We start from the raw sequence: 15,675 nt of genomic DNA, 5'->3' as shown, positions 1-15,675 counted from the left end.
CAAACCTGCGGACCTGTGTTCGACCATAACCCCAGCCACCGACACCCGCTCGTCCTTCTGCCGTCTGCGTAAGAGTGCGCGGACACTGCCCCGTTCCTAGGCCCAGCTGCAGGAAGCACCCCGACCTGTCCCTTGGGCGGTGTAGTTCACCAAGGAGTTGACCGACAGGCCACTGATGGCCCAGCCCTGATAGGCCTCCCGCAGCAAAGCGCGCATCTTGAACTGCTGGACGGCGCCCCCGATGCGAGCGACGCAGAGATCGCCTATGCCGAACGTCAGCTCGGCAGGTGGCTCTCGGACTCGGACCGGCCCATCGAAGCTCTGCCACACACCCGACGCGCCATCGGCCTCTTCGAACGGTTGGCCCAAGCCGACCCTGCAGGCCGTCGATATCTACGAGCGGCTGGCCCAGACCGATCCCGACCGCCACGAACCCGACCTCGCTGGCACTTTGAGCAACCTCGGAGTCCAGCTCGCCTATATGGAACGATCTGCTCAGGCGCTGTCGGCCACGCAGAGGGCCGTGGACATCTATGAGCAGCGGGCCCAGACCGATCCCGACCGCTATGAGTCCGACCTTGCCCGAACGCTGCACAATCTCGGGACCAGACTTTCGGCTCTGGGCGAGTCGGGCCGAGGTCTGTCGGCCGTCCAACGGGCCGTCGACATCTATGAGCGTCTGGCTCAGTTGGATCCCGACCTTCACGAACCCGACCTCGCCCGGGCGCTGACCAGCTTCGGGATTCAGCTAAGAGCCCTGAGCCGGTCGAGTGAGGCTCGATCGGTCGCTCGACGGGCCTACGGCATCAGAAGGCCTCAGAATGCCCGGTAGTCCGCGATCGGCAGCTTCGGCCCTCGGCGGGGCGCCTTGTGCCGGCCGTCCAGCATGAGCAGCCGGACCACCCGGTGCCGGTGCGGTGCGTACGGCGCCAGCAGCCGCAGCATGCCGTCGTCGTCCGTACGCTCGCCGGACAGCGCCCAGCCGACGGCAGCGGGCAGGTGGAAGTCGCCCACCGAGACGGCGTCCGCGTCGCCGAACGCCCGCTGCGCCGCCTCCGCCGACGTCCACACGCCGATGCCCTGCACCTTCTCCAGGCGTGCGCGGGCCTCGCCAGGTGCCATCGCGCACGCCTCCTCGAGCCGCGGCGCCACGAGCGCGCACCGCGCGACGGTGCGAGCGCGCCCCGGGTCGACGCCGGCGCGGTGCCAGTCCCAGACCGGCACCCTGGTCCAGGTGCGCGCGTCGGGCACGACCCGCAGGCCGCCCCGCACCCCGTCGGGCTCAGGGCCCGGCGCCGGCGAACCGTACCGCCGTACCAGCCAGCGCCACGCCCGGTGGGCGGTCACGGTCTGCACGCGCTGCTCCAGGACGGCGGGCACGAGCGCCTCCAGCACCCGGCCGCTGTACGGCATCCGCATCCCTGCCCCACGGCGGTTGGCGTCCCGCACCTGCGGCGGCGGCGCGAACCCCGTGGTGTCGTCGTCCTCACCGAGCAGCACGGGCAGCGACTCCGCGGCCTCCCGGGAGCCGTCGCCCCACAGGTGCACCACCACCTCGTGCGGCCCGGCCGGCACGAACCGCTGCGTCACGGGGCCGGTGCGCAGCAGCGACGTGCGCCAGACCGTCCCGTCGGCGGCCCGGTGGAACGTCGGGTCCGCCGGCCCGTGCCCGAGCGGCCCGAGCGTCAGGCCGACGTCGAGCCGACGCGTCGAGCGATGGCGGACGGTGAGCACCTTCCCAGTGGACCACGTGCGGGCGGGCGGGTGGGAATCCCGGGCCGACGGCAGGCCGCCCCGAGCGTCAGCTGACCGCGTGCTCCGTCTCGACCCGGGCCACCTCACGTACGACCGTGTCGACGAGCAGCGGGTGGCCGAGCGGCCGGAAGTGGCCGGACAGCGGGAGCTCGACGTTCCGCGCACCCGGGAGCCGGCCGGTCTCGGGGATGTGCGGGTCGAACCGGGGGAACACAGCGGTGATGCGTTCGTTGACGAGCAGCTCGCCCGCGAGCGCCAGCAGTACCGGGTCGCGCGGGTCGAACGACCGCAGGGCCCGGGAGAGCATGTACCGCGCCCAGCGCGAGCCGGTGAACGGCGTAGCGACGGCGACCATGCCGAGCAGCCGGTCGCTCGCGGGCGAGAGCAGCACACGCTTGCCGATGAGACCGCCCTTGCTGTGCGCGACGAGCACCGCACCGCTCAGGCCGGTCCGTTCGAGGTGCTCGACCACGATGTCGGCCGCCTCGGGGACGGGCCGTGCGTTGTGCTTGAGACCCGGTACGGCATGGACGGGGTGTCCCGCCCGCGCGAGGCCCGTCGCAGCGGCCTCGAGGAACTCCCACGTCTCGTAGATGCCTGGCAGGAGCACGACCGGCGCCCGGGCGCCGGTCGCGGTGGGCAGGGGCGGCCGCCGGACGAGGTGTCGGAGCTGCCGGTCGGTCGCCCAGGCGTAGTCGGCGGCCCACGCACCGAGCCGGGCGAAGGTGCCGCCCGGTGAACGACGGCGCTCGGTCACCCGATGCCCCGTCCCGCCGACCGCCACGCGTCGAGCACGATCTCGGCGACGCCGGCGGGATCCGTGTCCATGGCGTGGTGACGGCCCCGCACGGTGCGGTGTCGCCCGAACGGCGCCTGGGCGGCGAGCAGCTCGACCCAGCCCTGCGGTGCGACGGGGTCGCGTTCGCCCCGGACCACGACGACCGGGACGGTGCTGCGCGGCAGGACGTCCTCCAGCCGGTAGTCGATGACGTGGTGCAGCTGCCCGAGGTAGTACGGGATGCTGCAGCGCACCAGCGCGTCGACGAGCAGCACGCCGATGGTGCGCGGCCGCTCGCCGACCGCGTCGACCGCGAGGCGTGCCGCCTGTCCGCGGAGGCTGCGCGTGCCGGGCTCCGCCGTCGGGCCGATGAGGACGCCCGTCGACGCGACGTCAGGATGGTCCGCGAGCAGCTGGCCCACCACCTGCGCTCCCATGGAGTGACCCACCACGACCGGGGCGGGCAGGCCGGCGTCGAGCACGTGCTCGCGCACGTACCGCGCGACGGCGGCGGCGTGCTCCGGGATGGTGACGTCGCGGACCAGGTGCGGTGACGCGCCGAAGCCCGGCAGGTCGACCGCGTGCACCTCACCGTGCGCCACGAGGTGGTCGGCCAGCTTCTGGTAGGCCCGCGACGACGAGCCGACGCCGTGCACCAGCACCACCGCGCGGTCCGCGTCGCGCGGCGCGTGCACGTGCCCGACGACCGTGCGGTTGCCGTCTCTGGACCGGTTCACGCGGTGGACGATAGCGCCTGGCATACCGCCAGCATGGGCGCACACGCGTCCGCCCGCGAGACGCGCCGCCCGGTGGCGCCGCCCCCGCGGTGCGTCCGTGCGCCGGACGGAACGATGCCGGATGCGAGCACCCTGCCCCGGTGCGACGGTGGCTCCATGCGTGTCGTCGTCGTAGGAGCCACAGGGAACGCCGGGACCGCCCTGCTGCGCGCTCTCCAGGAGGAGCCGCAGGTCACGTCGGTGCTGGGGATCGCCCGACGGCTCCCCGACCGGAGCGCCGAGCAGTACCGGCACGCCGAGTGGGCAGCTGTCGACATCGCGGCGCAGGACACCGCCGCCTCCACGGTCGCACGGCTCACCGAGCAGTTCCGGGGCGCCGACGCCGTCGTGCACCTCGCGTGGCTCGTCCAGCCCAACCGCGAGCGCGACCTGCTGCGCCGCACCAACGTGGAGGGCACCCGCCGGGTGGCCGAGGCGGTGGTCGGCGCGGGGGTGCCGCACCTGGTGGTCGCCTCGTCGGTCGGCGCGTACTCCCCCGTCGACGACGACACGCCCCGGCACGAGGGCTGGCCCACCCGGGGCATCCCGACGTCGCACTACAGCGTGGACAAGGCTGCGCAGGAGCGGGTGCTCGACGAGTTCGAGGCTGCGCACCCCGACCTCGCCGTGGCGCGCCTGCGCCCTGCGCTCATCTTCCAGGCCGACGCCGCCCAGTCGGTGGTGCGCTACTTCCTCGGACCGCTCGTGCCGGTGCGGCTGCTGCGGCAGGGCAGGCCGCCCGCGCTCCCGCTGCCGGCGGGCCTGCGCCTGCAGGCCGCGCACGCCGACGACGTCGCGGACGCCTACCGGCGCGTGGTGGTCGAGCGGGCGAGCGGCGCGTTCAACGTCGCGGCGGACGACCTGCTGCACGGCGAGGACCTCGCGCGGATCGCCGGCCACGGCAGGCTGGTCGAGGTGCCACCGGCCGTCGTCCGCACGGCGCTGGCGGCCGCGTACGACAGCCGTCTGGTCCGGGCGGACCCGGGCTGGCTCGACATGGCGATGGCCGTTCCCGTGCTCGACACCACCCGGATCAAGGAGGAGCTCGGGTGGGCACCGCGCCGTACCGCCGCCGAGGCCGTCGAGGACCTGCTCGGCGGCATGGCGGTCGGTCAGGGACTGCGCTCGGCCCCGCTGCGCCCCGCGACGCCCCGGCCTGCCGGGGCGTCGGTGCTGCCGCTGCGGTACCGCGGCCCGGTCGGGATCCCGGACTCGATGGACGGTGGCCTGCTCGGCCTCTACCTCTCGGACCACCTCACCGGCGTGACGGCGGCCCTGGAGCTCCTCGAGCGCATGACCCGCAGCTACCGGGACACCCCTTTCCACGCCGAGCTGGCCGAGGTCACCGAGCAGCTCCGCGGTGAGCGTGAGCTGTACCGCGACCTGCTGCACCGCCTCGGTGCGCCGCCCCGCCGGCACCGGCAGGCGGCGGCGTGGCTGGGCGAGAAGGCGGGCAGGCTGAAGCTGAACGGCCGCCTCACCCGGCGGTCACCGCTGTCCGCGGTGCTCGAGGCCGAGGTCCTGCGCGCGGCGGTGGTGGGCAAGATCGGTGGGTGGCGGACGCTGCGCGACCACGCCGACCAGATCGGGCTGGACACCGGACAGCTCGACGAGCTGATCGACCTGGACCTCCGCCAGCTCGACACGATCGAGCGGTTCCACGCCTACGCGCGGGAGCGGTCGTTCCGCACCGCGTGAGCGTTCCGCACCGCGTGAGCGTTCCGCGCGAGCGAGCGCGCGACCCACGGGATCAGCCGTCGGAGCGGTAGCCGTTCACCTTGTGCGTCCCGTCGCACCAGGGCGCGATGGCGGTGCCGCCGCAGCGGCACAGCGCCACGGTCGCCCGTGCCCGCGGCACGGGCTCCCCGTCCGGACCCAGGATCTCCGCGGGGCCCCGCACCAGCAGCGGCCCGTCGGGGCAGGCCGTGACGGTCACCTCCTCGGTGCGGGTGACCCGGGCGTCGTCCGACGTCGGCATGCGGCCCTCCTTCAGGTTCGGTGTTCCGTGGTGTCCCCTGCGCCGGACCGGTGGGCGGCGGACCGCAGCTCGCGGCCGCGCTCCACCTCCTTCTGGCGCTTTGCCGCCCGCTTCTCGCTCGCGCGCGCGTCCTTGGGCGGGAGCTGCACCGACTCCTCCGCCGCGATACCGGCCTGGAGCTCGCGGCCGCGCTCGAGCTCCGCGTCGAGCTCGGCACCGAAGAGCAGGGCGAGGTTCGTGATCCACAACCAGAGCAGGAACACGATGATCCCGGCCAGCGACCCGTACGTGGCGTCGTAGCTGGCGAACGTCGCGACGTAGAGGCCGAACGCGGCGGAGGCCAGCATCCACACGAGGATCGCGACGAACGCACCGACGCTGAGCCACCGCATCCGGGGCTGCCGGACGTTCGGCGTGACGCGGTACAGGATCGCGACCAGCACCACGACCAGGAGCAGCACGACCGGCCACTTGGCGATGCTCCAGACCGTCACGGCGGTCGAGCCGAGGCCGACGGCGTCGCCCACCGCGCGGGCGACCGGCCCGCTGAGCGCGAGCGACGCGACGATCACTGCGGCTATCACCACCGCCACCAGGGTGACGAGGAGCATCACCGGGCGCAGCTTCCACACCGGGCGGCCCTCGTCGATCTCGTAGACCCGGTTCATCGCGCGGCCGAAGGCACCGACGTACCCGGAGGCCGACCACAGGGCGAGGACGATACCGACGACGAGAGCCAGCCCCGCCCCGCCCCCGGCGGCGGCGGCGTTCTGGATGAGCGGTTCGACGACGGACAGCGCGTCGGGCGGCACGACACCCTCAAGGGTGCCGAGGACCCGCTCGACCGCTTGGCCTCCGCTGCCCACGAGCCCGAGCACCGAGACCAGCGCCAGCAGCGCGGGTGCCGCCGCGAGCACCGCGTAGTACGTCAGGGCCGCCGCGAGGTCCAGGCACTGGTCCCGCGAGAACTGCCGCACCGTGTTGCGCAGGACGTACGTCCAGGTGGTGCGGTGCAGGGTCTGCGGGGTGCCGGGCTTGTGCCGGTCGTCCGGCGCCGGTGCGTCGACCCGGTCGGACGCATCGTTGGTATCGGTCATGTCATCTCCCAGGACGGGTCGGCCGGTGCCTGCCGGACGGACCGGCGCCGGCACCGGCCGACAGCAGAGGGCGACGCCCCGTGTCTCAGCCGTTGCCCGTCGTACGTGAGCGGACGTCGGAGGCGGCCTCCCGACCGTGCTCACCGACCGACTGCGCCGCGTCCTTCGCGGCGTCCCTGACAGCCTCCATGCTCTCCCGCGCAGGTTCCTTGAGGTCCTGCGCGACCTCGCTCGCCGTCGACTTCATGTCGTCGACGAGCGGAGCTGCCTTCTCCTGGGCGGCCGATGCGGCCCGCTGCTCGGTACGGCTCGACGGGATGAGGGACGCGACAGCGAGACCGACGCCGAAGGCCACCAGGCCGACGGCAAGCGGGCTGCCCTGCGTCTGCTCCCGCATCGCGCGCGGTGCGGAGCCGACGGACTCGGCGACGGACGAAGCGGTGTGCCGGGCCGAGTCGGCGACCGAAGCCGCCTTCTCGCGTCCGCGGTCCGCCGCATGGTGCGCCGTGCCACCGGCCGACTCCTTCGTGTGGTGGGCCGTGCCCATCACCCGGTCCTTGACCTGGGAGACGCGGGACCGCACCTTGTCCTTCTGCCGCCGCGCGACGTTGCCGGGGCTCACTCGGTCGCCGAGCGTGTCCACGTCGTAGCTCAGCTCGTCGCGCGTGCGCTCGATGTTCGCCCGGATCTCGTCAGGATCGCTGGTGCTCATGAGTTCTTCTCCTCGTGTCCTCGCAGTGCATCGGGGATCTTCTTGACCGAGTCCGCCGTCTGCGGCATGCCCTCCACCGACTTGATCTCGGCGCGCCCGCGCGCGGCGAGCACCGCCGCGATCACGGCCCAGACCGCGGCGACGACGACGGCCGACCAGCCACCGCCCATGAGGTAGCTGAGCGCCCACCACAGGGCGAGCGACAGGAACAGCAGGACCATGTGGCCCGCCACACCGGCGCCGCCGAACATCCCGGCGCCCTTCCCTGCCCGCTTCGCGGACTGCGCCGCCTCGGCCTTCGCCAGCTCGACCTCCTGCCGGATCAGCGTCGAGAGGTCTCGGCTGACCTCACCGAAGAGCTCTCCGATGCTCTGGTCGCCTTCCCTGGCGTGCCGGTCCACCGGCCTGGTCTCGCCGACGCCGCCGGTCGCACCGACGCCGCCTGCCTCGAGGGGCACCTGGCCCCTGCCGGTCGTCGTGGGCTGTGCCGCGCTGGAGGCGGCGAACGGGTCACGGTCGCTCGGCATCGTGCTCACCCCCGATGGTCTGCGGTCGGGTGCCGTCGGGCGCCGTCGGCGGGAACGCCGGCGGCGTCTCCCCCGCTGAGGTCGGCACCTGCGGGTCCTGCGGAAGGTTCTCGTTGGCGAGGGCCGGGAACGCACCGCTCCGCCCGATGTCCGGTTCGCCGCCCTGCGCGCCCGACCCGACCGGCCCCGCGCCGGTGCCGCTCAGGGCCCCGGCATCCGTGCCGCCGACCGAACCGCCGGACGTCCCGCCGGACGTCCCACCGTACGGACCCCCGTACGGACCGGCCGACGTATCGGGGGACGTGCCCGGGTCCCGGCGGGCCACCTCGCCGCCGTCGCCGGAGGCATCCTTCGCGCCGCGCAGGAACCGACCGACCAGCAGGCCGGCTCCCGCGGCCATCAGGACGAACAGGCCCGGCCGGCGCCTGGCGAAGTCCTCGACCTCGTGCAGGACGTCGGTGGGCTGCCGGTCCTCGAACCACTGGGCGGCGCGGCCGCTGGCGTCGCCCGCCCGCTGCACCAGGTCGGTGGCGTAGCCAGGGTCCTGGCTCCCGTCGGCCATCTGGCGCAGCTCGTCGCCCAGCCCACGGAGCCCGCCCGCGAGGTGCTGCTGCTGGGACTCCATCTGGGAGCTGAGCTCGGTCCGCGTGCGGTCCATCAGCCCGCGGGTCCGGTCCGTCGCCTCGTGCGCGACGGCACGCGCGCGTTCCTTCGCGTCGTGGGCCGTCTCCCGGCCTGCGTCACCCGCCTGCGACGCAGCCTGGGTGACCCGCTCCTTGACGCCGGTCGTATCGCTGCCTGTGTCACCACCTGCACGGCCGGGTGCCCAGGCTCCCTGCGAACCGGCCCCTGAGCCGTACGGAACATTCGTCTCGCTCATGGTCGCCACTCCTGTCGTCGTCCACGCCCGGTACCAGCCGGGCGAGTTCGCAGAGCACGAGCCACGGTGGCCCTGCTCCACCGGTGCGGCCTCTTCCTGACCTCGGCCCCAACGTAAGACGCCGGGTGGCACTCGCAACCCGGCAGTGGCCGACGGCGGACAAGCCTTGCGAGCCGACCGCTTCGCGTCCACGATGGGCAGGTCGTCGAGCAGAGGCGCGGCCGTGCACGATCAGGAGCCTCCACATGACCTCAACCTCGGTCCGGTACCCGGCGTCGGCGGGAGACGCCGACCGGCGTCCCGCGGACGCCGCGGCCCGCCTCCCGCTCCCACGTCCCCGCGGTCCGTTGAGCGCTGCACTGCTTGCGGGCCTCACCGCCGGTGGGCCCACACCCGACGCCCACGACCGGCTGGCGCCGGTGCGCGCGGCGGCCACGGAGGACCTGTCCGGCACCGACGGCGACCCTGCCGGCGAACCGGGACGCGGCGTCCTGGGCGACGGCGACCTGCAGCTTGCCCTCACCGTCCTGTACGAGCTGCACCACCGAGGTGTCGAGGGGATCGACGACGCGTGGGAGTGGGAGCCCGCTCTCCTGGCCGTACGACAGCTGCTCGAGCGCCCGTTCGAGGTGGCCGTGCGCGCACGGGCGGGACAGCCGGTGTGCGACGAGGCCGACGCCGCCGGCGTCGCACGGCGACTGTTCGAGCTGGCCGAGGCCGACGGGGCCCCGAGCCTCGCGCGGTACGTCGCCAAGCGCGCCGACGCTCGGCAGGCTCGCGAGTTCCTGGTCCTCCGATCGATCTACCAGCTGATGGAGGCCGACCCGCACACGTGGGCGATCCCGCGGCTGCACGACGTTCCCAAGGCGGCGCTGGTGGAGATCCAGGCGGACGAGTACGGCGGCGGCAGGCCGGGCCACCTGCACTCGGAGCTGTTCGCGCGGGCGATGCGCGGCGCCGGCCTTGACGACACGTACGGCCGGTACCTCGACGTCGTGCCCACGCCGGTCCTCACCTCGCTGAACACGATGTCGCTGTTCGCGCTGCACCGCCGGCTCCGCGGGGCGATCGTCGGCCATCTGGCCGCGTACGAGATCACGTCGTCGATCCCGAGCCGACTGTACGGCGACGGGTTCCGGCGGCTCGGGTACGACGCCGACACGACGCACTACTTCGACGAGCACGTGGAGGCCGACTCGGTGCACGAGCAGATCGCCGCACGCGACCTGGCCGGCCGGCTCGTCGAGCAGCAACCGGGGCTCCGCGACGACGTCCTGCTCGGCGCGGCCGCCTGCCTGGCCATCGACGGTGACGTCGGCGCGTATGCGCTCGACCGCTGGAAGGCGGACGCGTCCGCGCTGCTCGTCCCCCTGGACGACACGCCGCTGTGACCTGGCAGGACAGGAGGCGCGCACGAAGAATCTCGGACGACGGGCTGTCCGAATCGTCCGAACGGCTCTACACTCGAGGTCTCGGAGTCATGAAGCGGCTCCCGGTCCGAATCGGATCTGGGAGGTTCACATGTCATCCATCACACAGCCCCCGCCCGCCTTCTCGGACGGTGCCGGGAGCGACGTAGCACCCCCCTCGCCCCCCTTCTCGGCAGGCGACCTGTCCCGCGCCCTCGGCCTGGGGACCAACCTCCTCGTCGGCCGCTACAGCGTGGAGCTCGCCTCGGGAACCTGGTGGTGGTCCGACGAGGTCTACACGATGCACGGGTGGCGGCGCGACGAGATCGAGCCGGGCCTCGAGGCGCTCCGTTCACGCAAGCACCCGGACGACCGGGGCCGGGTGGTCCGCGCCGCCGGCGAGGCCCTGCGGCTCGGCCGCCCGTTCGCCTGCGCACACCGGATCGTGGACCGGAGCGGCAGGACCCGGTCGGTCGTCGTGACCGGGCAGGGATCACAGGGAGCAGGTGGCCGCTCGCCCGAGCTGGTCGGCTACGTCGTCGACGTGACGCCGGTCCAGAAGGAGGCGCTCGCCCGCCGGTCCGACGGCGTGGTGAACCGCGCCTTCGTCAGCCAGGCCATGATCGAGCAGGTCAAGGGCGTGATCGTCGCGGTACGCGGCGTCGACGAGGCCACGGCTACCGACGCCCTGGTCGCCGTGGCGAAGGAGACCGGCGTCTCCCTGCGACTGGCGGCCGACCAGGTGATGGCGGCGCTGCGGGCCGGCGACGACGGCGCGGCCGTCACGCACGACATGCTGACGCGTGCTCTGGAGGCGGTCCAGCCCGTCGGCCGGCCGCGGAGTCACGACCCTCTGCTGACCCGGCGGCCGCGCAAGCCGCAGGGCTGAGCCGGTCTCACCGCTGCCCCCAGCAGAGACCGTCGGCGGCCCCGTCGCTCCCCTCAGGAGCGGCGGGGCCGGCTCGCGGCCGCGGGTGCTCAGCCGAGCGGGATCTGGTCCTTGCGCACCGTCAGCCAGTCCTCGAGGCGCGCCAGCCCTGGGTTGAGCTCCGCACGGATCAGCTCGGGGTCGCGGGCCCCGACGAAGTACTCGCCGGCCTCCGCGTAGAACTGGTACATGTTGCCGATCTCGTCGGCGGCCGGGAACCCGGCGGACCGGAGCTGGTCGTGCGTCACGGGACGGTACTCGACGGCCTCGCCAAGGATCCGGGCGAACATCTCGGCGAGCTCGACGCCGGTGGCGTGGTCCCCGGCGAGCCCCACGGTGCGGCCCACGTACTTGGCCCCGGCACGGAAGATGCCGTACGCGGTGCGGCCGATGTCCTCCGCTGCGACCACCGCGAGCGCCGAGTCGTTCATCGGGTTGCTCAGCACCAGACGCCCGTCCTGCTCGCGGTGCGGGCCCTGCCCTCCCGTGAGGAACGACTCGTAGAACATCGTCGTCAGCAGGAACGTCGTCGGGACGCCGAGGCTGGTGAAGTGGTTGTCGGCCACGCTCTTCGCGTCGAAGTGCGGCACCTTGTAGCCGTCGACGAGCGTGGGCGGCTCGCTGCCGAGGTGCTCGAAGTGCGGCCTGGTGTCCTCGAGCGTGGACCAGACCACGTGCTTCAGCCCCGCGGCCTTTGCGGCCCGCGCCGCGGTCCCCGCCTGGTCGATCTCCATCTGCGGACGGCTCCGCGCTGCTTCCTCCTCGGGCGTCCGTTCCACCCAGAAGTTGGTCACGACGAAGGCGCCGTAGGCACCGTCGAACGCGCGGCGGACGCTCGCCTCGTCGTCCAGGTCGGCCTCGACGACGTCGGCGCCACGTTCCGCGAGGGCTCGTGCCGCCGCGGACCCCGGATTGCGCGTCAGGACGCGCAGGGCGAACGGCTGGTCCGGGTCGTCGAGGATCGCTCGGGCGAGGCCGCCGCCCTGCTGCCCGGTGGCTCCCACGACGGTGATGATCTTCTGGTCGGTTGCTGTCGTGCTGTTCTCGGACTTGCTGTGCTCGGACTTGCTGTTCTGGGACTTGCTGTTCTGGGACATGCTGTTCTGGGACATGGCGGCATCGTGCGCCGGTCGGCGGTCGGGGCACCACGCCATGCGGTGGGTACCCACGCCAGGGGATGGCTCGCTGCGTCGGGGCGGTGGACCATGTGGGCATGAGCGAACAGCGGAACGTCGGGCTCGCGGGCTTTCTACGCTCTCGCCGGGAGGCGCTCACACCGGCGACCGTGGGCGTGGAGACATACGGAGAGCAGCGCCGTGTGCCGGGGCTGCGGCGCGAGGAGGTGGCGCGGCTCGCCGGCGTGAGCGTGAACTACTACACGCGCATCGAGCAGGGCGAGAGCCACCAGATGTCCGACTCCGTGCTGGAGTCGATCGCCGGTGCGCTCCAGCTCGACGAGAACGAGCGCCTGCACCTGCTGCGGCTCGCCTGGCCCGCGCAGCTCGCCCGGCGCGAGCTCCGTCCCGAGCACCTGCGGCCCACGGTGCAGGCTCTCGCCGAGAGCCTGACGGACCAGGCGGTGATCGTCGTCGGACGCCGTATCGACCTGCTCGGCGGCAACCCGCTCGGCTTCGCGCTGCTGGGGCTGGGGCCGGAGCAGCGGCCGAACCTGGCCCGGCAGATGTTCCTCGACACGGCGATGCGTGACCTCTACGTCGACTGGGAACGGGAGGCCACCTACCTCGCGTCCTATCTTCGGATGGCCTCGGGCGACCAGCCGGACGATCCGCTGCTGAACGAGCTCGTCGGGGAGCTGAGCATCAAGAGCCCCGACTTCGTCCGGATCTGGGCGGCGCACCCGGTCGCCGAGTGCACGCACTCCGTCCAGGAGTACGAGCACCCGCTCGTCGGCAGGATGACGCTCAACACGGAGAGCTTCCACCTGCCTGACGCCCCCTCGCAGCGGATCATCTTCGTCGGGGCGACGCCCGGCTCGGACTCGGCCGAGCGGCTGCGGCTCCTTGGCTCGCTCGCCTCGGGCTGAGCCGGCCGCTCAGCCGCGCCGCCGCGAGATCGTCCGCCCCAGCCACACCAGGGGGTCGTAGCGCCGGTCGGCCACGCGCTCTTTCATCGGGATCAGCGCGTTGTCGGTGATCTTGATGCCCTCAGGGCACACGTCGGTGCAGCACTTCGTGATGTTGCACTGGCCGAGCCCGTGCTCCTCCTGCGCCGCGGGCACCCGGTCGGCGACGTCGAGGGGGTGCATCTCCAGCTCCGCGACCCGCATGAGGAACCGCGGGCCGGCGAACGACTCCTTGTTCTCCTCGTGGTCGCGCACCACGTGGCAGGTGTCCTGGCAGAGGTAGCACTCGATGCACTTGCGGAACTCCTGGGACCGCTCGACGTCGACCTGCGCCATGCGGTACTCCCCCGGCGCCAGGTCCGCCGGTGGTGTGAACGACGGGATCTCGCGCGCCTTCGCGTAGTTGAACGACACGTCCGTCACGAGGTCGCGGATCACGGGGAACGTCCGCATCGGGGTCACGGTGACGACGTCGCCGGGTTCGAACACCGACATCCGCGTCATGCACAGCAGGCGCGGCTTCCCGTTGATCTCCGCCGAGCAGGACCCGCACTTGCCCGCCTTGCAGTTCCACCGCACGGCGAGGTCGGGCGTCTGCGTGGCCTGCAGCCGGTGGAGGACGTCGAGCACGACCTCGCCCTCGTTGACCTCGACCTCGAAGTCGGCGAGCGCCCCGCCGTCGGCGTCGCCTCGCCAGATCCGGAACGTGCCCGTGTAGCTCATGCGGTACCTCCCGCTGGGTCTGCCGGATGCCCGGGGTGCGCCGTCAGCTCGGCATCCGTGTAGTACTTCTCGAGCTCGGAGAGGTCGAACAGCGCGAGCAGGTCCTCGCGCATCGGGACCCGTTCGGCCGGTTCGACGACGACCTGCGGCAGCACCGGGTCCGCAGGGGCGTCGCTCCCGTCGTCACTCTCGCCGGCACGGGCGAGGCGCGTGACGAGGACCCGGTGCCGCCACTCCGCGTCGAGCCCCGGGTGGTCCTCCCGGGTGTGCCCGCCGCGGCTCTCGGTGCGCAGCAGGGCCGACGACGCCACTGCCTCGCTCACCATGAGCAGGTTCCGGAGGTCCAGCGCCAGGTGCCAGCCGGGGTTGTACTGCCGGTGCCCCTCGACGAAGACCTGCCGCACCCGGGTACGCAGCTCACCGAGGCGGACCTGGGCGTCCCGCATCTCCGACTCCGTCCGGATGATGCCGACCAGGTCGTTCATCATCCGCTGCAGCTCGGCGTGCAGCGTGTACGGGTTCTCACCGGCACCGTCCGCACCGTCCGCGCCGCCCGGCCTGGCCGACGGTGGGTCGAACGGCGCGAGCGTCATCTGCGCGGCGACGTCGACGTCCGCCGGCCGGACGTCCGGACGGTGGTCCAGGCCTGCCACGTAGTCGGCCGCGCCGAGCCCCGCCCGCCGGCCGAAGACGAGCAGGTCGGACAGGGAGTTGCCGCCGAGCCGGTTGGAGCCGTGCATCCCGCCGGCGCACTCCCCCGCCGCGAACAGCCCAGGCACGCGGGACTGCCCGGTGTCCGGGTCGACGTGGATACCGCCCATCACGTAGTGGCACGTGGGGCCGACCTCCATCGGCTCGGCGGTGATGTCGACGTCGGCCAGCTCCTTGAACTGGTGGTACATCGACGGCAGGCGGCGCTTGATCTCGTCGGCGGGCATGCGGCTCGCGATGTCGAGGTAGACGCCCCCGTGCGGCGAGCCGCGCCCCTCCTTGACCTCGGTGTTGATCGCACGGGCCACCTCGTCGCGGGGCAGCAGGTCGGGGGTGCGGCGATTGTTCTCCTGGTCGTCGTACCAGCGGTCCGCCTCGTCCTCCGACTGGGCGTACTGGCCCTTGAACACGTCAGGGACGTAGTCGAACATGAACCGCTTGCCGTCCGAGTTCTTGAGCACGCCGCCGTCGCCGCGCACCCCCTCGGTCACGAGGATGCCCTTGACGCTGGGCGGCCACACCATGCCGGTCGGATGGAACTGGACGAACTCCATGTCGATGAGCTCGGCACCGGCACGCAGCGCGAGGGCGTGGCCGTCGCCCGTGTACTCCCACGAGTTCGACGTCACCTGGAACGACTTGCCGATCCCGCCGGTGGCCAGCACTACGGCAGGCGCCGAGAACAGCACCAGCCGGCCTGACTCCCGCCAGTACCCGAGGGCGCCGGCGACCGCGCCCGGCCGGGCCGGGTCGTCCGACGGTCCGGTCAGCAGCTCCGTGACCGTGCACTCGGCGAACACGCGCAGCCGGGCCTCGTAGTCGCCGGTCTCCGCGTGGTCGTCCTGCTGCAGCGCGACGATGCGCTGCTGCATGGTGCGGAGCAGCTCGAGCCCGGTCCGGTCGCCGACGTGCGCGAGGCGCGGGTAGGTGTGCCCGCCGAAGTGTCGCTGGCTGATCCGCCCGTCGCTCGTGCGGTCGAACAGCGCGCCGTACGTCTCCAGCTCCCAGACACGGTCGGGCGCCTCCTTGGCGTGCAGCTCCGCCATCCGCCAGTTGTTCAGGAACTTCCCCCCGCGCATGGTGTCGCGGAAGTGCACCTGCCAGGAGTCGTTGTCGTTGACGTTGCCCATGGCGGCGGCGCACCCGCCCTCTGCCATCACCGTGTGCGCCTTGCCGAACAGCGACTTGCAGACGACCGCGACCCGCAGACCACGCTCGCGCGCCTCGATCGCGGCGCGCAGCCCGGCACCCCCGGCCCCGATGACCAGGACGTCGTACTCGTGCCGTTCGATCTCCGTCAAGGCCGGGTTCCCTCTCC

General features: G+C 72.8%; 16 protein-coding genes. 5 read left to right on the top strand and 11 right to left on the bottom strand.

Features of this window, described 5'->3' with window-relative positions:
- Positions 1-265 precede the first annotated feature (265 nt).
- Positions 266-832, top strand: a complete 567-nt coding sequence (locus ACFS27_RS15835; RefSeq protein WP_377184682.1) for a hypothetical protein — start codon at positions 266-268, stop codon at positions 830-832.
- Here ACFS27_RS15835 and ACFS27_RS15830 read toward each other — a convergent pair.
- The 3 genes from ACFS27_RS15830 to ACFS27_RS15820 all read right to left on the bottom strand — a co-directional run bounded on the left by ACFS27_RS15830 (position 817) and on the right by ACFS27_RS15820 (position 3,270).
- Positions 817-1,734: a DNA-3-methyladenine glycosylase family protein gene (locus ACFS27_RS15830; protein ID WP_377184679.1), complete on the bottom strand. Its 918-nt coding sequence runs from the start codon at positions 1,732-1,734 to the stop codon at positions 817-819. The two genes, ACFS27_RS15835 and ACFS27_RS15830, sit on opposite strands and share 16 nt — an antisense overlap.
- Positions 1,735-1,801: 67 nt before the next feature.
- Positions 1,802-2,512, bottom strand: coding sequence for an esterase/lipase family protein (locus ACFS27_RS15825; protein WP_377184677.1), 711 nt, complete (start codon positions 2,510-2,512; stop codon positions 1,802-1,804).
- The gene (locus tag ACFS27_RS15820; protein ID WP_377184674.1) at positions 2,509-3,270 is read right to left on the bottom strand and encodes an alpha/beta fold hydrolase; all 762 of its coding nucleotides are present in this window, start codon (positions 3,268-3,270) and stop codon (positions 2,509-2,511) included. The genes ACFS27_RS15825 and ACFS27_RS15820 overlap by 4 nt, the downstream gene beginning before the upstream one ends.
- A gap of 156 nt (positions 3,271-3,426) precedes the next feature.
- Here ACFS27_RS15820 and ACFS27_RS15815 point away from each other — a divergent pair, with 156 nt between their 5' ends.
- Positions 3,427-5,007: an NAD-dependent epimerase/dehydratase family protein gene (locus ACFS27_RS15815; RefSeq protein WP_377184671.1), complete on the top strand. Its 1,581-nt coding sequence runs from the start codon at positions 3,427-3,429 to the stop codon at positions 5,005-5,007.
- A 52-nt stretch (positions 5,008-5,059) separates the two neighbouring features.
- Here ACFS27_RS15815 and ACFS27_RS15810 read toward each other — a convergent pair whose 3' ends face one another.
- The 5 genes from ACFS27_RS15810 to ACFS27_RS15790 all read right to left on the bottom strand — a co-directional run bounded on the left by ACFS27_RS15810 (position 5,060) and on the right by ACFS27_RS15790 (position 8,503).
- Positions 5,060-5,287, bottom strand: a complete 228-nt coding sequence (locus ACFS27_RS15810) for a CDGSH iron-sulfur domain-containing protein (protein ID WP_377184669.1) — start codon at positions 5,285-5,287, stop codon at positions 5,060-5,062.
- 11 nt (positions 5,288-5,298) lie between these two features.
- A complete protein-coding gene (locus tag ACFS27_RS15805) occupies positions 5,299-6,384 on the bottom strand; it encodes a YihY/virulence factor BrkB family protein (RefSeq protein WP_377184666.1) in 1,086 nt (361 codons plus the stop codon).
- A gap of 85 nt (positions 6,385-6,469) precedes the next feature.
- Positions 6,470-7,096: a DUF3618 domain-containing protein gene (locus tag ACFS27_RS15800; protein ID WP_377184663.1), complete on the bottom strand. Its 627-nt coding sequence runs from the start codon at positions 7,094-7,096 to the stop codon at positions 6,470-6,472.
- Positions 7,093-7,623, bottom strand: coding sequence for a phage holin family protein (locus ACFS27_RS15795; protein WP_377184660.1), 531 nt, complete (start codon positions 7,621-7,623; stop codon positions 7,093-7,095). Before ACFS27_RS15795 ends, ACFS27_RS15800 begins: the two co-directional genes overlap by 4 nt.
- Complete coding sequence (locus ACFS27_RS15790) at positions 7,607-8,503, bottom strand: hypothetical protein (RefSeq protein ID WP_377184658.1); 897 nt, start codon at positions 8,501-8,503, stop codon at positions 7,607-7,609. The genes ACFS27_RS15795 and ACFS27_RS15790 overlap by 17 nt, the downstream gene beginning before the upstream one ends.
- Positions 8,504-8,748: 245 nt before the next feature.
- On the opposite strand from ACFS27_RS15790, the gene ACFS27_RS15785 reads away from it, so the two are divergent.
- Both ACFS27_RS15785 and ACFS27_RS15780 read left to right on the top strand, forming a co-directional pair.
- Positions 8,749-9,894, top strand: a complete 1,146-nt coding sequence (locus ACFS27_RS15785) for an iron-containing redox enzyme family protein (protein WP_377184655.1) — start codon at positions 8,749-8,751, stop codon at positions 9,892-9,894.
- Positions 9,895-10,024: 130 nt separating this feature from the next.
- On the top strand, positions 10,025-10,801 hold the full coding sequence (locus ACFS27_RS15780) for a PAS and ANTAR domain-containing protein (RefSeq protein WP_377184653.1): 777 nt from the start codon (positions 10,025-10,027) through the stop codon (positions 10,799-10,801).
- A gap of 89 nt (positions 10,802-10,890) precedes the next feature.
- Here ACFS27_RS15780 and ACFS27_RS15775 read toward each other — a convergent pair whose 3' ends face one another.
- A complete protein-coding gene (locus ACFS27_RS15775) occupies positions 10,891-11,952 on the bottom strand; it encodes an NmrA/HSCARG family protein (protein WP_377184651.1) in 1,062 nt (353 codons plus the stop codon).
- Positions 11,953-12,053: 101 nt separating this feature from the next.
- On the opposite strand from ACFS27_RS15775, the gene ACFS27_RS15770 reads away from it, so the two are divergent.
- A complete protein-coding gene (locus ACFS27_RS15770; RefSeq protein WP_377184649.1) occupies positions 12,054-12,884 on the top strand; it encodes a helix-turn-helix transcriptional regulator in 831 nt (276 codons plus the stop codon).
- A 9-nt stretch (positions 12,885-12,893) separates the two neighbouring features.
- Here ACFS27_RS15770 and ACFS27_RS15765 read toward each other — a convergent pair whose 3' ends face one another.
- Positions 12,894-13,646: a succinate dehydrogenase/fumarate reductase iron-sulfur subunit gene (locus ACFS27_RS15765; RefSeq protein ID WP_377184647.1), complete on the bottom strand. Its 753-nt coding sequence runs from the start codon at positions 13,644-13,646 to the stop codon at positions 12,894-12,896.
- Positions 13,643-15,658 (bottom strand): fumarate reductase/succinate dehydrogenase flavoprotein subunit, encoded by a 2,016-nt coding sequence (locus ACFS27_RS15760; protein WP_377184645.1) that lies wholly within the window; start codon positions 15,656-15,658, stop codon positions 13,643-13,645. The genes ACFS27_RS15765 and ACFS27_RS15760 overlap by 4 nt, the downstream gene beginning before the upstream one ends.
- Between the last annotated feature and the right edge of the window lie 17 nt (positions 15,659-15,675).

Origin of the sequence: Promicromonospora vindobonensis (assembly GCF_042685865.1) — a bacterium.
In the GTDB taxonomy this organism is placed as follows: domain Bacteria; phylum Actinomycetota; class Actinomycetes; order Actinomycetales; family Cellulomonadaceae; genus Promicromonospora; species Promicromonospora vindobonensis.
This window is presented reverse-complemented; position numbering and strand designations above follow the sequence as displayed.